This is a genomic window from Mesorhizobium sp. (assembly GCF_024509055.1).
In the GTDB taxonomy this organism is placed as follows: Bacteria; Pseudomonadota; Alphaproteobacteria; order Rhizobiales; family Rhizobiaceae; genus Mesorhizobium.
On sequence record NZ_JANINM010000424.1, the window covers coordinates 1 to 17,376 of the forward strand.

15 protein-coding genes are annotated in these 17,376 nt (G+C 64.8%); 10 read left to right on the top strand and 5 right to left on the bottom strand.

The annotated features are described in order from the left end of the window. From Q0L57_RS23175 to Q0L57_RS23200, 6 genes are all read left to right on the top strand, one after another. On the top strand, positions 1–612 hold a 612-nt coding region (locus Q0L57_RS23175; RefSeq protein WP_296745382.1), incomplete at its 5' end, for a transporter substrate-binding domain-containing protein. 63 nt (positions 613–675) lie between these two features. Then, entirely contained in the window at positions 676–1,863 is a 1,188-nt protein-coding gene (locus tag Q0L57_RS23180; RefSeq protein WP_296745383.1) for an amino acid ABC transporter permease, read from the top strand. Positions 1,864–1,867: 4 nt separating this feature from the next. After that, positions 1,868–3,025: an amino acid ABC transporter permease gene (locus Q0L57_RS23185; RefSeq protein ID WP_296745384.1), complete on the top strand. Its 1,158-nt coding sequence runs from the start codon at positions 1,868–1,870 to the stop codon at positions 3,023–3,025. 77 nt (positions 3,026–3,102) lie between these two features. Continuing rightward, entirely contained in the window at positions 3,103–3,906 is an 804-nt protein-coding gene (locus Q0L57_RS23190) for an amino acid ABC transporter ATP-binding protein (RefSeq protein ID WP_095807553.1), read from the top strand. 178 nt (positions 3,907–4,084) lie between these two features. Next, positions 4,085–4,759, top strand: coding sequence for a response regulator (locus Q0L57_RS23195; RefSeq protein ID WP_296745385.1), 675 nt, complete (start codon positions 4,085–4,087; stop codon positions 4,757–4,759). Then, positions 4,749–6,134: a sensor histidine kinase gene (locus Q0L57_RS23200; protein ID WP_296745386.1), complete on the top strand. Its 1,386-nt coding sequence runs from the start codon at positions 4,749–4,751 to the stop codon at positions 6,132–6,134. The genes Q0L57_RS23195 and Q0L57_RS23200 overlap by 11 nt, the downstream gene beginning before the upstream one ends. A gap of 6 nt (positions 6,135–6,140) precedes the next feature. On the opposite strand, the gene Q0L57_RS23205 is transcribed toward Q0L57_RS23200, so the two are convergent. The 3 genes from Q0L57_RS23205 to Q0L57_RS23215 all read right to left on the bottom strand — a co-directional run bounded on the left by Q0L57_RS23205 (position 6,141) and on the right by Q0L57_RS23215 (position 9,052). Beyond that, positions 6,141–7,019, bottom strand: coding sequence for an ABC transporter permease (locus Q0L57_RS23205; protein WP_296745387.1), 879 nt, complete (start codon positions 7,017–7,019; stop codon positions 6,141–6,143). Positions 7,020–7,030: 11 nt separating this feature from the next. Next, positions 7,031–7,840 carry an ABC transporter ATP-binding protein gene (locus tag Q0L57_RS23210; RefSeq protein ID WP_296745388.1) on the bottom strand — a complete coding sequence of 270 codons (810 nt, stop codon included), beginning with the start codon at positions 7,838–7,840 and terminating at the stop codon, positions 7,031–7,033. A gap of 198 nt (positions 7,841–8,038) precedes the next feature. Further along, entirely contained in the window at positions 8,039–9,052 is a 1,014-nt protein-coding gene (locus Q0L57_RS23215) for an ABC transporter substrate-binding protein (protein WP_296745389.1), read from the bottom strand. Positions 9,053–9,272: 220 nt separating this feature from the next. On the opposite strand from Q0L57_RS23215, the gene Q0L57_RS23220 reads away from it, so the two are divergent. From Q0L57_RS23220 to Q0L57_RS23230, 3 genes are all read left to right on the top strand, one after another. Further along, positions 9,273–10,373, top strand: coding sequence for an efflux RND transporter periplasmic adaptor subunit (locus tag Q0L57_RS23220; RefSeq protein WP_296745390.1), 1,101 nt, complete (start codon positions 9,273–9,275; stop codon positions 10,371–10,373). Position 10,374: 1 nt separating this feature from the next. Then, on the top strand, positions 10,375–13,575 hold the full coding sequence (locus Q0L57_RS23225; RefSeq protein WP_296745391.1) for an efflux RND transporter permease subunit: 3,201 nt from the start codon (positions 10,375–10,377) through the stop codon (positions 13,573–13,575). A gap of 91 nt (positions 13,576–13,666) precedes the next feature. After that, the gene (locus tag Q0L57_RS23230) at positions 13,667–14,329 is read left to right on the top strand and encodes a TIGR02117 family protein (RefSeq protein WP_296745395.1); all 663 of its coding nucleotides are present in this window, start codon (positions 13,667–13,669) and stop codon (positions 14,327–14,329) included. Between the two features lie 18 nt (positions 14,330–14,347). Here Q0L57_RS23230 and Q0L57_RS23235 read toward each other — a convergent pair whose 3' ends face one another. Both Q0L57_RS23235 and Q0L57_RS23240 read right to left on the bottom strand, forming a co-directional pair. Then, positions 14,348–15,583, bottom strand: a complete 1,236-nt coding sequence (locus Q0L57_RS23235) for an FAD-dependent monooxygenase (RefSeq protein WP_296745392.1) — start codon at positions 15,581–15,583, stop codon at positions 14,348–14,350. 15 nt (positions 15,584–15,598) lie between these two features. Next, positions 15,599–15,844 carry a zinc-finger domain-containing protein gene (locus tag Q0L57_RS23240; RefSeq protein WP_296745393.1) on the bottom strand — a complete coding sequence of 82 codons (246 nt, stop codon included), beginning with the start codon at positions 15,842–15,844 and terminating at the stop codon, positions 15,599–15,601. A 244-nt stretch (positions 15,845–16,088) separates the two neighbouring features. Between Q0L57_RS23240 and ppk1 the strand changes: the two genes are divergently transcribed. Beyond that, a partial coding sequence (ppk1, locus tag Q0L57_RS23245; RefSeq protein WP_296745394.1) for a polyphosphate kinase 1 occupies positions 16,089–17,376 on the top strand: 1,288 nt, incomplete at its 3' end.

Genomic DNA, 17,376 nt, shown 5'->3' on the forward strand with positions numbered 1-17,376 from the left:
TCCGCGCTGCAGCTTTCGGGCGCCGCCGTCTGCGTGCAGAGCGGCACCACGACCGAACTCAACCTCGCCGACTACTTCAAGAAGAACAAGATGGAGTACAACCCCGTCGTGTTCGAGAAGCTGGAAGAGGTTAACGCCGCCTATGATTCCGGCCGCTGCGACGTCTACACCACCGACCAGTCCGGCCTCTATGGCATCCGCCTGACGCTGGCCTCGCCGGCCGACCATGTCGTGCTGCCCGAGATCATCTCCAAGGAGCCGCTCGGCCCGGCCGTGCGCCAGGGCGACGACCAGTGGGCCCATATCGCGCGCTGGACGTATTTCGCCCTGCTCAACGCTGAGGAAGCCGGCATCACGCAGGCCAATGTCGACGAGATGAAGACCTCGGCCGACCCGAACATCCAGCGCATCCTGGGCACCGAGCCCGACGGTAAGTACGGTGCCGACCTCGGCCTCTCCAACGACTGGGTGGTCAACATCGTCAAGGCCGTCGGCAACTACGGCGAAATCTTCGAGCGCAATGTCGGCTCCGGCAGCCCGCTCAAGATCGCGCGCGGCATCAATGCGCTGTGGACCAAGGGCGGCCTGCAATACGGTCCGCCGATCCGCTGATCGAAATGTGATCCGGGGGGCAGGTCGTCTGCCTCCCGGTTTCTCTTTTCCAGGGGATGGTCCATGGCTTCGCAGGAAATCCTTCGCGAGGAGCCTAGCCGCGGCTCCTTAGTAAACGACCCAAAAATACGCAGCCTCTTCTTTCAGACGCTGGTCATTATCCTTCTGTTCGGTACGGTCTGGTGGATCGTCGACAATGTCATCCAGAACCTCCAGCGCCTGCACATTGCTTCCGGCTTCCAGTTCCTTCGGGGCAGAGCCGGCTTCGACATCTCGGACACGCCGATCGCCTACACGTCGGACTCGACCTATGGCCGCGCGCTCATCGTTGGTCTTCTCAACACGATCATCGTCGCCGTCGCCGGCATCGTCATCGCCACCATCGTCGGCTTCGTCATCGGCATCGGCCGTCTGTCGCAGAACTGGCTGATCCGCAAGATCTGCACCGTCTATGTCGAGATCTTCCGCAACATCCCGCCATTGCTGGTCATCTTCTTCTGGTATTCCGGCGTGCTCGCCGTGCTGCCGCCGCCGCGCGAAAGCATCCATCTGCCGTTTGGCTCCTTCCTCAATCAGCGCGGCTTCTACTTTCCGCGTACCGTTTGGGGGGATGGCTCCTGGCTGATCGGCGTCGCCTTGCTGCTTGCCATAGCAATGGCCTGGTTCGTCGCCCACAGGGCGCGACAGCGGCAGATGTCGACCGGCCAGCAATTCCCGGTCTTCTGGACATCGGTGGGGCTGATCGTCGGCCTGCCGCTGCTTGCCTTCCTGCTTAGCGGAATGCCGCTCAGCTTCGATTTCCCGAAGCAGTCGACCTTCAACCTGACCGGCGGCTTCCAGATCAAGCCGGAATTCCTGTCGCTCCTGCTGGCGCTCTCCTTCTACACGGCGGCCTTCATCGCCGAGATCGTCCGCGCCGGCATCAAGGGCGTCAGCAAGGGCCAGAGCGAGGCCGCGGGCGCGCTCGGCCTGCGTTCGGGTCCGATCCTGCGGCTGGTGGTGGTTCCGCAGGCGATGCGCATCGTCATCCCGCCGCTGACCAGCCAGTATCTCAACCTGACCAAGAACTCGTCGCTGGCGATCGCCATCGGCTATCCGGACCTCACCGCCACCGCGGGCACGGTGCTCAACCAGACGGGGCAGGCGGTCGAGGGCGTGTTCATCATGATGATTGCCTATCTGGTGCTGAGCCTCGTGACGTCCGCCGTCATGAACGTCGTCAATGCCAAGATGGCGCTGGTGGAGAGGTAGGGCCATGCAGGAACACGACCTCTCCTGGGTGCGCACCGAGATGGCTCTCGCACAGCCGGCGCCGGCCGGCGAACGCGGCCCTTATGCCTGGGTGCGAAAGAACCTTATCGCCACACCCAGCGACACGATCCTCACCATCATCGGCATAGCCATCGTCGCCTGGATATTGCCGCAGGTCATCAACTGGGCCTTCATCAACGCCCAGTGGAGCGGGCCCGATCGCACCGTCTGCGCCACTGTCGCGCAGGGAGGCGTGCGGCCGGATGGCTGGACGGGCGCCTGCTGGGCTTTCGTCAACGCCAAGTTCGGCCAGTTGATGTTCGGCACTTATCCGATCGAGGAGCGCTGGCGGCCGATCCTGGTCGTCATCCTGTTCGTGGCGTTGCTGGTGCCGATGCTCATTCCGCGGATGCCACGTAAGGGACTGAACGCGATCCTGCTTTTCGTGGCGTTGCCGGTTGTGTCGTTCTTCCTGCTGGTCGGCGGGGTGCTTGGCCTGCCGCATGTCGAGACCACGCGCTGGGGCGGTCTCCTCGTCACGCTCAGCCTTTCCTTTGTCGGCATTGTCGTTTCATTGCCGCTCGGCGTGATCCTGGCGCTCGGACGCCGTTCCAAGATGCCCATCGTCAAAATGTTGACCGTCGTGTTCATCGAGACGGTGCGCGGCATTCCGCTGATCACGGTGTTGTTCTTCGCCAGCGTCATGCTGCCGCTTTTCCTTCCGCCAGGCGTCACCTTCGACAAGTATCTGCGGGCGCTGATCGGCTTTTCGCTGTTCGCCGCGGCCTATATGGCCGAGGTGGTGCGCGGCGGGCTGCAGGCGATCCCGAAGGGGCAGTACGAGGGCGCGGATTCGCTGGGCCTCGGCTATTGGCAGAAAATGGGCCTGATCGTGCTGCCGCAGGCGCTGAAGCTGGTCATTCCCGGCATCGTCAACACCTTTATCGGCATGCTCAAGGACACCAGCCTCGTCCTGATCATCTCGATGTTCGACTTGCTCGGCGTGGTGAAGCAGAATTTCGCCGACCCCAATTGGGCGACGCCGCAGACGCCGAAATCCGGTTTGATCTTCGTCGCCTTCATATTCTGGCTTTTGTGCTTCGGCATGTCGCGCTATTCAATGTACACCGAACGCCGGCTCGACACCGGGTACAAACGCTGATGCATGTCGCCCGAAACCGCGTGGCGGTTTTGGGGGCATGCATCAAATCCAACGATAAGAAGTAAGGGGAATTGCCCATGGCCACCGAAAACGCCGTCAGCGCCGAAGACCTCAAGGTCGATGCCAAGAAGATGCATATCTCGACCACCGATGTCGCCATCGACATCATCGGCATGCACAAATGGTACGGCGAGTTCCATGTGCTGAAGGACATCAACCTCAAGGTCATGCGCGGTGAACGGATCGTCATCTGCGGCCCGTCCGGCTCCGGCAAGTCGACCATGATCCGGTGTATCAACCGGCTGGAGGAGCACCAGAAGGGCAAGATCATCGTCGACGGCAAGGAGCTCACCAACGACCTGAAGAAGATCGACGAGGTGCGCCGCGAGGTCGGCATGGTGTTCCAGCACTTCAACCTCTTCCCGCATTTGACCATCCTCGAGAACTGCACGCTGGCGCCGATCTGGGTGCGCAAGATCCCGAAGAAGCAGGCGGAAGAGACCGCCATGCATTTCCTCAAGCGCGTCAAGATCCCGGAGCAGGCCAACAAATATCCCGGACAGCTCTCCGGCGGCCAGCAGCAGCGCGTGGCGATCGCGCGTTCGCTCTGCATGAACCCGCGCATCATGCTGTTCGATGAGCCGACCTCGGCGCTCGACCCGGAAATGATCAAGGAAGTGCTGGAGACGATGGTCGGCCTCGCAGAGGAAGGCATGACCATGCTCTGCGTCACCCACGAGATGGGCTTCGCCCGCAAGGTCGCCAACCGCGTGATCTTCATGGATCAGGGCCAGATCGTCGAGCAGAACACGCCGGCCGAGTTCTTCGACCATCCGCGCCACGAGCGGACAAAACTGTTCCTGTCGCAGATACTGCACTGAAAGGTGCGCTATCGATTTTCAAGGAGCCCGGTCGCGATGCGGCCGGGCTTTCGTTCTTCCGCTCGGCCCTCGTTGCGCAAAGGGGGCAATCGCTTTCCGGTGTCGGCCATGCACATTGTCGAAGCCTTCCCGGGTGCATGCGCGCCGGGCCTGACAAGATGCGGTAGACTGTAGGACGATGCGCATCCTGCTTGCCGAGGACAACCGCGAACTGTCGACCTGGGTGTCGCGGCTGCTTCGGCGCGACAACTATGTCATCGACTGCGTCTATCGCGGCGACGACGCCGACGCCGCCCTTGCCAGCCAGGACTATGCTCTGGTTATCCTCGACCTCGCGCTGCCGCATCTCGACGGTATCGAGGTGCTGCGCCGGCTGCGCGCCCGCGGCAGCACGACCCCCGTCATCATCCTTACCGCCAACGATGCCGTGTCGAGCCGCGTGAAAGGGCTGGACAGCGGCGCCGACGACTATCTGGTGAAACCCTTCAACGTCGACGAGTTCGAGGCGCGCGTGCGCGCGCAACTGAGGCGCGGCCGGGGCAATTTCGATCCCTCGGTGCGCTTCGGCAACCTCGCTTTCGATACCCAGGCGCGGACATTCATGCTCGGCGAAGCACCCCTGCACCTGACCGCCAGGGAACACGCCGTCCTGGAAACGCTGATCCTGCGCGCCGGGCGGCCGGTGCAGAAGAACGTGCTTGCCGAAAACATCTTCGGCTTCGACGACGAGACCAATCCGAACGCGCTCGAGATCTGCATCCACCGCGTCAGGAAGAAACTCGAAGGCAGCGGCATGGCCATCACCACGCTGCGCGGGCTTGGCTATGCGCTGAAGATCGACGATGGCCAGTAGGAGCCTCCAGCGCGAACTGCTTGGATGGCTGGTCGTGCCGCTGACCGCCGTCGTTTCCTTCAACGTCTGGACGACCTACGAGAACGCGGTCGAGACCGCCGACCTGATCACCGACCGCACGCTGCTGGCGTCGGCCCGGGTGATCGCCGAGGACATCCGCCAGGATGACGGCGTTCTTGAAGCGCCGATCCCGCCGGCGGCGCTCGAAATGTTCGCTTCCGATCCGCCCGACCGTGTCTTCTATCGCGTGACATCGCCGCGCGGCATCGTCATCGCCGGCTATCATGACTTCATCGCGCCTCCGGGCGAACCCGTCGGCATCGAGCCGGTGTATTTCCAGGCGACCGTTAACGACCAGCCGGTGCGCGCCGTTGCCATCGCGCAGCCGATCGTCGGCGCCAGCGATCCGGGCGACGCGGTCGTGGCAGTGGCCCAGACCTTGCGCGGCCACGACCAGCTCATGACCGGCCTCTGGCTCAAGGCCTTGCGCGACCAGGTTCTCCTGGTGGCGGCAGCCGGCCTGCTCGGCGTCTTCGGGTTGCGCCGCGGGCTGGCGCCGATCCTGAGGCTGCGCGACGATGTGATCGAACGCGATCCGGCGGAACTGAAGCCGTTCGCCGTCAGCTCGGTCCAGAGCGAGCTGCGGCCGCTGGTCGAGGCGCTCAATGAGGCCTTCGCACGCATCCAGCGCCAGATGGCGGCGCAACGGCGCTTCGTCGCAAATGCGGCGCACCAGCTGCGCACGCCGTTGGCGCTCCTGAAGACGCAGGTCGGTGTCGGCATGCGCGAAACCGGCGTCGCCGCCAAGGAAGAGGCGCTGGCTGCCGCCGACAGGTCTGTCGACGGCATGGCGCGGCTTTCGAACCAGCTGTTGTCGATGGCCCGCGCCGAGCAGGGCAGCTCGTCACTGATGAAAACGTCGGTCGATTTCGGCGCCGTGGCTCGCGATGCGCTGGAGGGCCTGGCGCAAGCGGCGCTATCGCGCGGCATCGATCTCGGTCTGGAGACGGATGAAGGAGAGCACGTCGTCTGGGGCCACCCGACGCTGCTGCGCGAGCTCATCGTCAATCTCGTCGACAACGCCTTGCGCTACACGCCGAAGGGCGGCTCGGTCACCGCCAGGATCGGCCGCGACGGGGATGCCGTCCTGCTCCAGGTCGAGGACACCGGCCCCGGCATCGCCGAAGCCGACCGGGAAAAGGTGTTCGAGCGCTTTTACCGGGGCAATGAGGCGGGTGATGAGGGCACCGGCCTCGGGCTCGCCATCGTGCGCGAGATCGTCTCGTCGCATGATGGGGAGGTGGGGCTCTCCGGGCGGCAACCGCCGCCCGGGCTGAATGCATGGGTCAGGCTGCCGGCTTACCGGCAGGAATGACGCCGCTCACTGGGTCTCGTGCAGCGGCTGCGGCCGCCACTTCGCCAACCGGTTCTCGACCATCGTCATCAGATATTCGGCGGCCAGCGCCACCACCATGACGATGACGATCGCCGCATACATGCCGGCGGCGTCGAACGATCCCTTGGCGATGTTGATGAGCAGCCCGATACCGTAACGCGAGCCGACGAACTCGCCGACGATGGCGCCGATGATGGCGAAGCCGAAGCTGACGTGCAGGCTGGCGAAGATCCAGCTCATCGCCGAGGGCACGATCACCGAGCGGGTCAGCTGCCAGTCGGAGGCGCCGAGGATGCGGGCATTGGCGATCATGGCGCGGTCGGCCTCGCGCACGCCCTGGAAGGCGTTGTGGAAGACGACGAAGAACACCATGACGAAGGCGAGCGCCACCTTGGAGGCAAGCCCCAGGCCGAGGATCATGATGAAGATCGGCGCCAGCACCACGCGCGGGATCGAATTGATCACCTTGATGTAGATCGAGAAGATGTCGGCGGCCATGCGATTGCGGCCGAGCGCGACGCCGATGATGATGCCGGCGACCGAACCGGTGACGAAGCCGAGCACTGATTCTTCCATGGTGACATAGAGGTGGTACCAGAGCGGGCCTTCCGAAGTGCCCTCGGTGATCCATTCATAGAGCCGGCCGGCGATCGTGCTTGGCATGGCGTAGAAGAACGGATCGATCCAGTTCATGCGGCCGGCGATTTCCCAAAGGCCGAGGAAGGCGATCAGGATGCCGAGCCGCCAGAAAGTGACGGTGTGGCGGCGATGCGCGGCGGCTCTGGCGGCGGCGGCCTCGATCTCGGCGTCCGAGGTTCCGGGCCGGAAATTGGCGGTGGTGATGTTGACGGTGGCGTCTGTCATGTCGGTTCTCCTCACGCCGCCGCGCGGGCATAGCTGGTCTCGACCTCTTCCTTGAGGTCGGCCCAGATGGTGCGCGAATAGTCGATGAAGCTCTGCTCGTAGCGGATGTCGGCGACAACGCGTGGACGTGGCAGGTCGATCGTGTAGACCGATTTCACCGTCGCCGGCCCGGCCGTCAGCACATAGACCTTGTCGGCCAGCGCGATCGCCTCCTCGAGGTCGTGGGTAACGAAGACGACGGAGGCCTTGGCTTCCGACCAGAGGCGCAGAAGCTCTTCATGCATCATAACGCGGGTCTGCACGTCGAGCGCCGAGAATGGCTCGTCCATCAATAGGATCTCGGGTCCGTTGATGAAGGTCTGGGCGAGCGCCACGCGCTTGCGCATGCCGCCGGAAAGCTGATGCGGATAATGCTGCTCGAAGCGGGCCAGGCCGACGCGCGCCAGCCAGTCGCGGGCGGAAGCCTGCGCCTGCCCCTTCGGCTTCCCGCGAAACAGCGGCCCGGCCATGACGTTCTCGATCACCGTGCGCCAGGGGAATAGCGCGTCGGTCTGGAACACGAAGCCGATGCGCGGGTCGATGCCCTTGACCGGCGCGCCCATGACGCGGACCTCGCCTGCGCTCGGGCTGGCGAGCCCGGTGACGAGGTTGAGCGTCGTCGACTTGCCGCAGCCCGTCGGGCCGACGACGGCGACGAACTCGCCGCGCTCCACGGTCATGGTGAAATCGCGGATGGCAGTCAGCGACTTGCCGGTGGGGGAGAGGAAGCGACGGCTGACATTGATCAGCTCGATCGCCGGAGCGGTCTTTTCGACAGCCATGGTGTCATACTCCAATAGCGGGCGATCGCGAGGGATCGCCCTGAGCAATTCCAGGAAAAGAGCGAAACGGTTTTCCGTCCGGAATTGCGTCAACAAGGAACTAGGGCGGTACGTCGCTTGCGTGAACGACGGACCGGTCTAGCGCAGGGAGACGGGCGGGTGCCGGCGCGGGGATAACCAGGCGCCGGCTTGTATCCGCTACTTGGCGTTCTTCACGAATTCCGAGGTGTAGGTCTTGGAAAGATCGATCTGCTTGCCCTGCAAATCCTTGGAGAAGGCCGACAGCACGGTCAGCACCGTCTCCGGTCCGCCTTGTGGCATCACGCCGTCGGCGGTGAACATCGCCTTGCCGGCGTCGAGCGCCTTCACATAGCCTTCCTTGTCGCCGACATAATAGTCCTTCGGCATCTTCTCGGCGATCTCGGCGCCGCTATGCGTGTTGATGAATTTCAGCGTCTTGACGAAGGCATTGGCGAGCTTCTGCACCGTGTCCTTGTGCGCCTCGACCCAGTCGGTCTGCATGTAGAGGGAAGCCGCCGGATAGGTGCCGCCGAGCGCCGCCTTGGTGCCTTCCATCGTGCGCATGTCGATGAGGACCTTGGCCTCGCCGGTCTTGAGCAACCGGGTGATGGTCGGCTCGGTGGTCATGCCGGCCTGGATCTTGTCCTGCTGCATGGCGGCGATGAAGGTGTTGCCGGCGCCGACCGGCACGGAGGTGAACTCGCCGAGCTTGAGGCCGTTCTTGACCGCCAGATACTGCGTCAGGAAGTTGGTCGAGGAGCCGAGGCCGGTGACGCCGAGGCTCATGCCCTTGAAGTCGGCCGGCGACTTGATCTCCGGATGCTTGGACGAAACGAGCTCGACCTCGCCAGGCGCCTGGCTGAACTGGACGACGGATTCGACGAACTTGCCCTTGGCCTGCAGGTCGATGCAGTGGTCGTAGAAGCCGACCACGCCCTGCACGGCGCCCGCCAGCATCTCGTTCTCGGCATCGACGCCGGCCGGCTCGTTGAGCAGCTCGACGTCGAGCCCCTCGTCCTTGAAGTAGCCGAGCGCCTCGGCCAGCTTGGCGGGCAGGTAGATCTGCTTTTCGTAGCCGCCGACCATGATCGAGATCTTGTCGGCTGCATGCGCCGGCGCGGCGGACAGGGCCAGGGTGGCGACAAATACGGTGGTGGCGGCTGAATCGAGCAATTTGCGCACGAGCGACATGGCCTCTTCCCTTGGTTCGGTTCCTCGCGTCCCTCTCTTCTCCCATCGCTTTTGCGACATTTGCGGGGACGCATTTGGATGTGTATGGCACCAACCTTTCATCAACCTTTCAAGCGGCGGACGGGGCAAAAACCTTACAAATCAGTAAGCAGATCGCGCGTTGACGCGGAACCGGACGCCCGTGAGACTAGGGCGCATGATGGCCCGCCGGCAGAGATCGATGCTGATACTGGTGGTGGCTGCCGCCTCAGGCTTGCTCGGCCTCGCGGCGCCCCGGGCGGTCGTCGCCTCATTCGCGGCGGAGGCCGCCATTCCGGTGGTCGCGGATGTGGCGCGCCGCGCCGATGTCCCGGTTTCGCTGGTCGGCCTCGGCTCCGTCGCGCCGCTGCGCAGCGTGACCGTCACCAGCCGGATTGACGGCACCCTGGTCAAGCTCGACTTCGCCGACGGCCAGGATGTGCATGCCGGCGACCTGTTGGCCGAGATCGACCCGCAGCCCGCGCAGGCGGTGCTCGAGCAGGCCGAGGCCACGAAGACGAAGGACGACGTCGCCCTGCAGAACGCCAGGCTCGACCTGACTCGCGCTCAAACCCTGACGGTCAAGGGCGTAGGCACCACGCAGGTGCTGGACACCGCCAAGGCCGCCGTCGCGCAGCTCGAGGCGACCGGCAAGGTCGACCAGGCGGCCATCGACAGCGCGCAGATCCAGCTCGGCTTCACCCGGATACGCTCGCCGCTGGACGGCCGGGCTGGAATTCACATGGTCGATGCCGGCAACATCGTGCGTGCCAGCGACACCGGCGGGATCGTTCGGATCAACCAGATCCATCCCATCGCCGTGGATTTCTCGCTGCCGTCGGCAGATCTCGCCCGCATCCAGGTCGTCATGAAGGCCGGCGAGGCTCCCGTGGTCGCCGAGGACAACACCGGCCAGCGCCTGGCCTCCGGACGGCTCAGCGTGATCGACAACCAGATCAACAGCACGACGTCCACGATCCGCATCCGCGCGGTCTTCGACAATGCCGACGACCGGCTTTGGCCGGGGCAGTTCGTCAATGTCCGCGTCCAGGTGGAATTGCAGCGCGGCGTGATCACCGTTCCGGTGACGGCAGTGGTGCGCGGCCCGGATGGGCCTTATGCTTTCGTCGTCGACAAGGACAAGCACATCGTCAAGCGGCCGGTCGCCGTCGGTTATTCGGATGCCGGGCTGGCCGTCATCGGCGAGGGCGTCCAACCCGGTGAAATGGTCGTCACCGACGGTCAGTATCGTATTCAGGACGGGGACCTTGTCGAGGTGAGCGCGGCTCCGGCCGCGAACTGAGATGAACTTTTCGGCGCCCTTCATCGTCCGCCCGATCGCCACGACGCTGCTGGCCGTCGGCGTGACCCTTGTCGGGCTGGTCGCCTATTTCCTGCTGCCGATCGCCGGCGTGCCGCAGGTCGATATCCCGACCATCCAGGTGTCCGCCAGCCTGCCGGGGTCGAGCGCCGAGACGATGGCGACGACGGTTGCCGTACCTCTGGAAAGGCAGCTCGCGCTCATCTCCGGCGTCACCTCCATCAGTTCGAGCAGCTCGCTGGGGCGCACCTCGATCCAGGTGGAGTTCGATCTCGACCGTACCCTCGACGGCGCCGCGCAGGATGTGCAGACCGCCATCAGCGCCGCCGCCGGCGACCTTCCCAAGGACCTTCCCAGCCCACCGACCTACGAGAAGGCCAATCCCGCCGACGCGCAGCTGATGTCGATCGCCGTCACCTCGGCCGACCTGCCGATCGACAAGGTCAACGACTATGTCGAGAACTACGTGGCGCTGCAGCTGTCGCGCGTCGTCGGCGTCGGGCTGGTCGATTTCCATGGCGAGCAGAAGTCGGCCGTCCGCATCCAGGTCAACCCGACGGCGGTGGCGGCGCTCGGCCTCGGCCTGGAGGACATCCGATCGGCGATAGCAAGCGCCAGCGTCAACGCGCCCAAGGGCACGCTGGACGGCCCCCGGCAATCACTGACCCTTGCCGCTACAGACCAGCTCGCCAATGCGGCGGCGTTCAACGAGGTGATCATCGCCTATCGCGGCGGCGCCCCGGTGCGCATCAAGGACATCGGCGGCGCCATCGACGGTGTCGAGGACATCCGGCAGGCGGCCTGGCTGAACGGCCAGCGCGCCGTCATCATCGACGTCCACAAGCAGCCTGGCTACAACATCAACGAGACCGTGCAGCGCGTGAAGGATCTGCTGCCGGACCTGCAGCGCACGCTGCCGCCCTCCGTCAAGATGCGGGTCCTGGGCGACCGCACCCAGACGATCCGGTCCTCGGTGGCCGAAGTCCAGTTCACCATGGCGATCAGCGTCGCTCTCGTCGTGCTGGTGATCTTCCTGTTCCTGCGCCACCTGCGCGCCACGCTCATTCCAAGCGTGACGATCCCGGTGTCGCTGCTGTGCACCTGCGCGGCGATGTATGTGCTGGGCTACACGATCGACAACGTGTCGCTGATGGCGCTCACCATCGCCGTCGGCTTCATCATCGACGACGCCATCGTGATGGTCGAGAACATCATCCGCCACATCGAGAACGGCGACACGCCGATCGAGGCAGCACTTAGCGGATCGCGCGAGATCGGCTTCACCATCATCTCGATGACCGCATCGCTGGTCGCCGTCTTCATTCCGCTGCTCTTGATGGGCGGCCTGATCGGGCGGTTGTTCCGCGAATTCGCCGTCGCGGTCAGCATCGCCATCCTGATGTCGGGCGTCATCTCGCTGACGCTGACGCCGATGATGTGCGGCCGGCTGCTCAAGCCGATCGACCGGAACGCGCGCGAAAATGTCTTTTCGCGCGCGTCGGAAGCCGCCTTTGCCGGCATGCTCCACATCTATGAGGTCGGCCTGCGCTGGGTGCTGCGCCACAAGCCGGTCATGCTGCTGTTCATGGCTGCGACGCTCGGCGCCACGGTCTATCTCTACCAGGTCATCCCGAAGGGATTTTTCCCGCAGCAGGACAACGGCACCATTTCAGGCAGTTCGGAGGCGGCGCAGGATATTTCCTATGATGCCATGGTCCGGCGCCAGCAGGATCTTGCCAAGGTGATCGAGGCCGATCCGGACGTGCAGACCGTCTACTACTGGGTCGGCGCCAATCCGACCGTCAACAGCGGCCGGCTGATGATCGACCTCAAGCCGCTCAACCAGAGGCAGGCGTCGGCGACGCAGGTGATCAACCGCTTGCGCAAGGCGGCGGCGAAGGTCGAGGGTATCGCGCTTTTCGGCCAGGCCCGCCAGGACGTGCAGATCGGCGCGCGCGTCAGCAAGACCCAATACCAGTACACGCTGCAGGACCCGGACGTGAACGAGCTGTTCAAATGGGCGCCGATCATGCTGGCCAAGCTGCAGACATTGCCCGAATTGCAGGACGTGACCGGCGACCTGCAGGCCAGCGCGCCGAGGATGACGCTGAAGATCGACCGCGATCTGATCGGCCAGCTCGGCATCACGCCGCAGGCCGTCGACGACACGCTCTATGATGCCTTCGGGCAGAGGCAGGTGGCGACGATCTTCACCCAGCTCGACCAGCACCATGTCGTGCTGGAACTGGAGCCGCGCTTTCAGGAGGACGCTTCGGCGCTGGCTCGCCTGTTCGTCCGCTCGGCGACCAGCGGGCAGATGGTGCCGCTCTCCGCGCTCGCGCATTACGAGACGTCGGTGTCGCCGCTGACCATCAACCATCAGGACCAGTTTCCCGCCGTCACCCTGTCGTTCAACCTGGCGCCCGGGCATTCCCTTGGCGATGCGATCTCGGCCATCCAGCGGCTGGAGCAGTCGGTGATCAAGCCGGCGGCGCTGACCGCGCGCTATCAGGGGTCGGCGAAGGTCTTCCAGTCCTCCCTGGCCACGCAGCCATACCTGATCCTGGCCGCGATCGTCGCGGTCTACATCGTGCTCGGCATGCTCTATGAGAGCTTCGTGCACCCGCTGACGATCCTGTCGACACTGCCTTCGGCGGGCGTCGGCGCCTTCCTGGCGCTGATGGTGCTGGGTTATGATTTCTCGCTGATCGCGCTGATCGGCGTCATCCTGCTCGTCGGCATCGTCAAGAAGAACGCCATCATGATGATCGACTTCGCGCTCGACGGCGAGCGACGTCGAAAATTGCCGGCCGAGGAGGCGATCTACGAGGCCTGCATCCTGCGGTTCCGTCCCATCATGATGACGACAATGGCTGCATTGCTTGGCGGCCTGCCATTGGCGCTCGGCACGGGCGCAGGCTCGGAGCTGCGCCGGCCGCTCGGCATCGCCATCGTCGGCGGCCTGTTGCTGTCGCAATTCCTGACCCTCTACACCACGCCGGTCATCTACATCTACCTCAGCAGGTTTGCTCATCTGAGATGGTTCTGGCGCCGCAAAGCCGATCCCGAGATTGTGGTGCCCGACACCGGCGCCGCTCCAGTCGCCGCCGTCAGGCCCGGCACGCGGCCGGAACGGCCTCCGCCAAGGCCCCGCACCGAGCCGAAGGTTGCCAAGTCGCGCTAGCGCCGTCGGCCGCGCGACAGGCGGCGCCGAGGCTACCTGCCGGCGCCGGTCATGCTATGAGAGCGGCTGCGTGAAGCAGGGGGCTCTGTCGATGAAGCTGTTGCGGTACCCGGTCGCGGTGCTTGTTGCCCTGGTGCTGGCCGTCGCTCTCGGTACGCTCGTACCGCGCCCGCTCTGGCCGGCAGCGGCGGCGGGCGAGGGGGCAAGGCACATACTGGTGCTGAAGAACCCGATCCACACCGACATCGCGATCCCCGTCGATGATGGCGTGCGCCGGCGCTTTGCCTTCCTCGCCGGGGCCGGCCTGCCGGTTGATGCGCCGGAGGCGCGCTATCTGGTGTTCGGCTGGGGCGGCCGCGCCTTCTATCTGGAGACGCCGACCTGGTCGCGGCTGAAGGCAATGCCGGTGCTCAAGGCGCTGACGCTCGACGCCTCGGTCATGCATGTCGATATCGCGGGCGCGATCAAGGAGCCGCACCCGGATGTGGCGGGATTCGACATCGACGAAGAGCATTTCGCGGCGCTGCTCGACTACATCGCGGCGAGCTTCCGGCAGGGGCAGGGCGGACCGATGGTCATCGAAAATGCCGGCTATTCCGCCTTCGACCGCTTCTACGAGGCCAATGGCAGTTTCAACGCGCTGGCCGGCTGCAACACCTGGACAGCGGCGGCATTACGCACCGCTGGCCTGCGCACCGGCTGGTGGAACCCGTTGCCGGTGTCGCTGGGGTGGTCGTTGCGGTTGTATAACTGAGGGTTCTAGCGAGTCTTCTCAGCGCCTCACAACCTTCTTCTCCTCCCAGCCATAGAGCCAGTCGAGATCGGCCGCGAGCCTTTCTCCGGGGCGCGTCGCCAGCACGAGGTTGCGGGCAAACGCCACCGGACCCCAGGCGTGCCAGGCCAGCCGGTTGAGCGCGCCGCGCTTCAGCACCTTCTCGATGCGTGGCCGCCTCAGGTTTTCCCAGATGGTCAGGCCTTGCACGAGGTCGCCCGGAAAATCGGCCACCAGGGTGGCGAGCATCGCGGCGTCCTCGATCCCCATCGCAGCGCCCTGCGCCGCAAACGGGGTCATGGCATGCGCCGCATCGCCGATCAGCGCTATTCCCTCGGGCATCGTCCAGCGGCGCTGCTCGACGGTGTGGATCGGAAACGCAGTCCACGGTCCGGCCAGTTCGACGAGCTTGATCAGCCCCGATGCGGTGCCGCGTATGGCGCCGGAGAGGATGGCGGGGTCGGCATGGCCGGACCAGCCTTCCGCGATGCGCTCGCCTTTGGTGAAGGCGGCGAGGTTGACGGCGCGGCCCTTGCTCACCGGATAGGCGACCATATGGAAGCCGGGATGCAGGAAGGTGGTGACGCAGCCGCCGGCGCCGATCGCCGCGAAAGCCTGCCCGGCGGCGCTCTCCGTCGCGACTGTCGCGCGCCAGGCCAGCTCGCCCGAGAAGCCGTTTCCCGCGAAGCCCGTCTCCTTGCCGGCAAGCTGCCGGCGAACCGAGGACCAGACGCCGTCGGCGCCGACGAGCAGGCCAGCGGCGGCTTCCATGCTTCGGCCGTCGGTTTCGGCCGTCACCGCAATACCTTGCGGCATTGCCGCGATGTTCGTTACCCGAGCGCCGGTGACGAGCTCGACGCTGGAAGCGTCGGCGAGCGCAGCCGTCAGAGCCGCCTGCAGGTCGGCCCGGTGCGCCACGAGATAAGGCGCGCCCCAGCGATTTTCGCCTGCTTGTCCGAGCGGCACTCGCGCGAGTTCGCGCAAGCTCGCCGCGTCCTTCAGCACCACGGCGTTTGGGCGGACAGCGTTGGGCAGGAGGCGGTCGAGCACGCCGAGCCGCCGCAGGATGCGGGTTGCATTGGGGGAAACCTGCAGGCCGGCGCCGGCCGCTTCCAGTTGCCTGGCCTGCTCGAAGAGTTTTACCGGATGGCCGCGCGCGGCAAAGGCAAGCGCCGCCGTCAACCCGGCGATGCCGGCCCCGGCGATGACGACCTGCCGGGACCGCGTCTCAGCCATGGTCGAGGAAAAGGATCAGGCGGCCTGGTCGATATAGAGGCAGCCCGGCGGCTGCGTTTCCGTCGCCTTCAGCGTCGCGGAGTAGCGGTACAGCGTCGAGCAATAGGGGCAGACCTTCTCATCGTCGTCGCCCATGTCGAGGAACACATGCGGATGGTCGAAGGGCGGGTTGGCGCCGGTGCACATGAATTCCCTGACGCCGATGTCGATCGCCGGATGGCCGGCATCGTTCTGGAAATGGGGAATGGTACCGCCTGCCATCGTCGTCTCCTTGGTTCGGCCAGTCTGCATCTGGATCATAACAGGGCAGTTTGCAAGGTCGATGAAATGAAACTGTCGCAAAAGGCTGGCAGAGGATAAGTTGAGCCGGTTAAGCGCATCGGTTCGGGAATCGGAGCGATTCCGTGACCGATAATGCGTCACAAAAGCGTGTTAGAGCGTCCCATGGCACGTCCGGCTGTGCGTGGCGCTCAAAAGGGCGGTTGCAGGCCAGAGCAGGGAACCAATGAACGAACTGAAGCCGGTGCAGAGCGAATTTATCACCGTCGAGGCGGCGACCCCGGACGGCGGCAATCCCGATCGTTTCGTCAACCGCGAATTCTCATGGCTGCAATTCAACCGCCGCGTGCTCGAGGAATCGCTGAACGAGCACCATCCTTTGCTCGAGCGCGTGCGCTTCCTGTCGATCTCTGCCGCCAATCTCGACGAGTTCTTCATGGTGCGCGTCGCCGGCCTCGCCGGCCAGGTGCGGGAAGGCATCGCGCTGAAGAGCCCGGACGGCCGCACGCCGGAGCAGCAGCTGGAACAGCTGCTGCGCGAGGTCGAGCGCCTGCAGGAGGACCAGCAGAAGAGCCTTTCGGTGCTGATGGCGCTGCTCAACAGGGAAGGCATCGAGAGCATCACCCGCGACGCGCTGACCAAGGAGGAGAAGACCTGGCTGGAAGAGCATTTCCAGGAGCAGGTTTTTCCGGTGCTGACGCCGCTGTCGATCGACCCTGCGCACCCGTTCCCGTTCATCCCCAATCTCGGTTTCTCGATGGCGCTGCAGCTGCGCCACCGCAAGAACGGCGAGGAGATGAGCGCGCTGCTGCGCTTGCCCGTGGCGCTGCGGCGCTTCATCCGCCTGCCGGACCGCAAGCACCATGTCCGCTTCATCCCGCTGGAGGAGGTGGTCGGCATCTATATCGGCAAGCTTTTCCCAGGCTACGAGGTCAAGGGCTCCGGCACGTTCCGCATCATCCGCGACAGCGATATCGAGGTCGAGGAAGAATCCGAAGACCTGGTGCGCCTGTTCGAGACGGCGCTGAAGCGCCGCCGCCGCGGCTCCGTGATCCGCATCGAGTTCGACACGCTGATGCCGGCCGAGTTGCGGGAATTCGTTGCCGGCGAGCTTGGCGTCTCGTCGAGCCGCATCAGCGTGCTCACCGGTCCGCTGGCGCTGAACCAGATCTCGGAAATCGTCGCCATTCCGCGCGACGACCTGAAGTTCACCCCTTACAACCCGCGTTTCCCCGAGCGCATCCGCGAGCATGGCGGCGATTGCTTCGCCGCCATCCGCGAGAAGGACATCATCGTCCATCACCCCTATGAATCCTTCGACGTGGTGGTGCAGTTCCTGCGCCAGGCGGCGGCCGATCCGGAAGTGGTGGCGATCAAGCAGACGCTCTACCGCACGTCGAACGACAGTCCGATCGTGCGCGCGCTGGTCGACGCGGCCGAGGCCGGCAAGTCGGTCACAGCACTTGTCGAGCTCAAGGCGCGCTTCGACGAGGAGGCCAACATCCGCTGGGCGC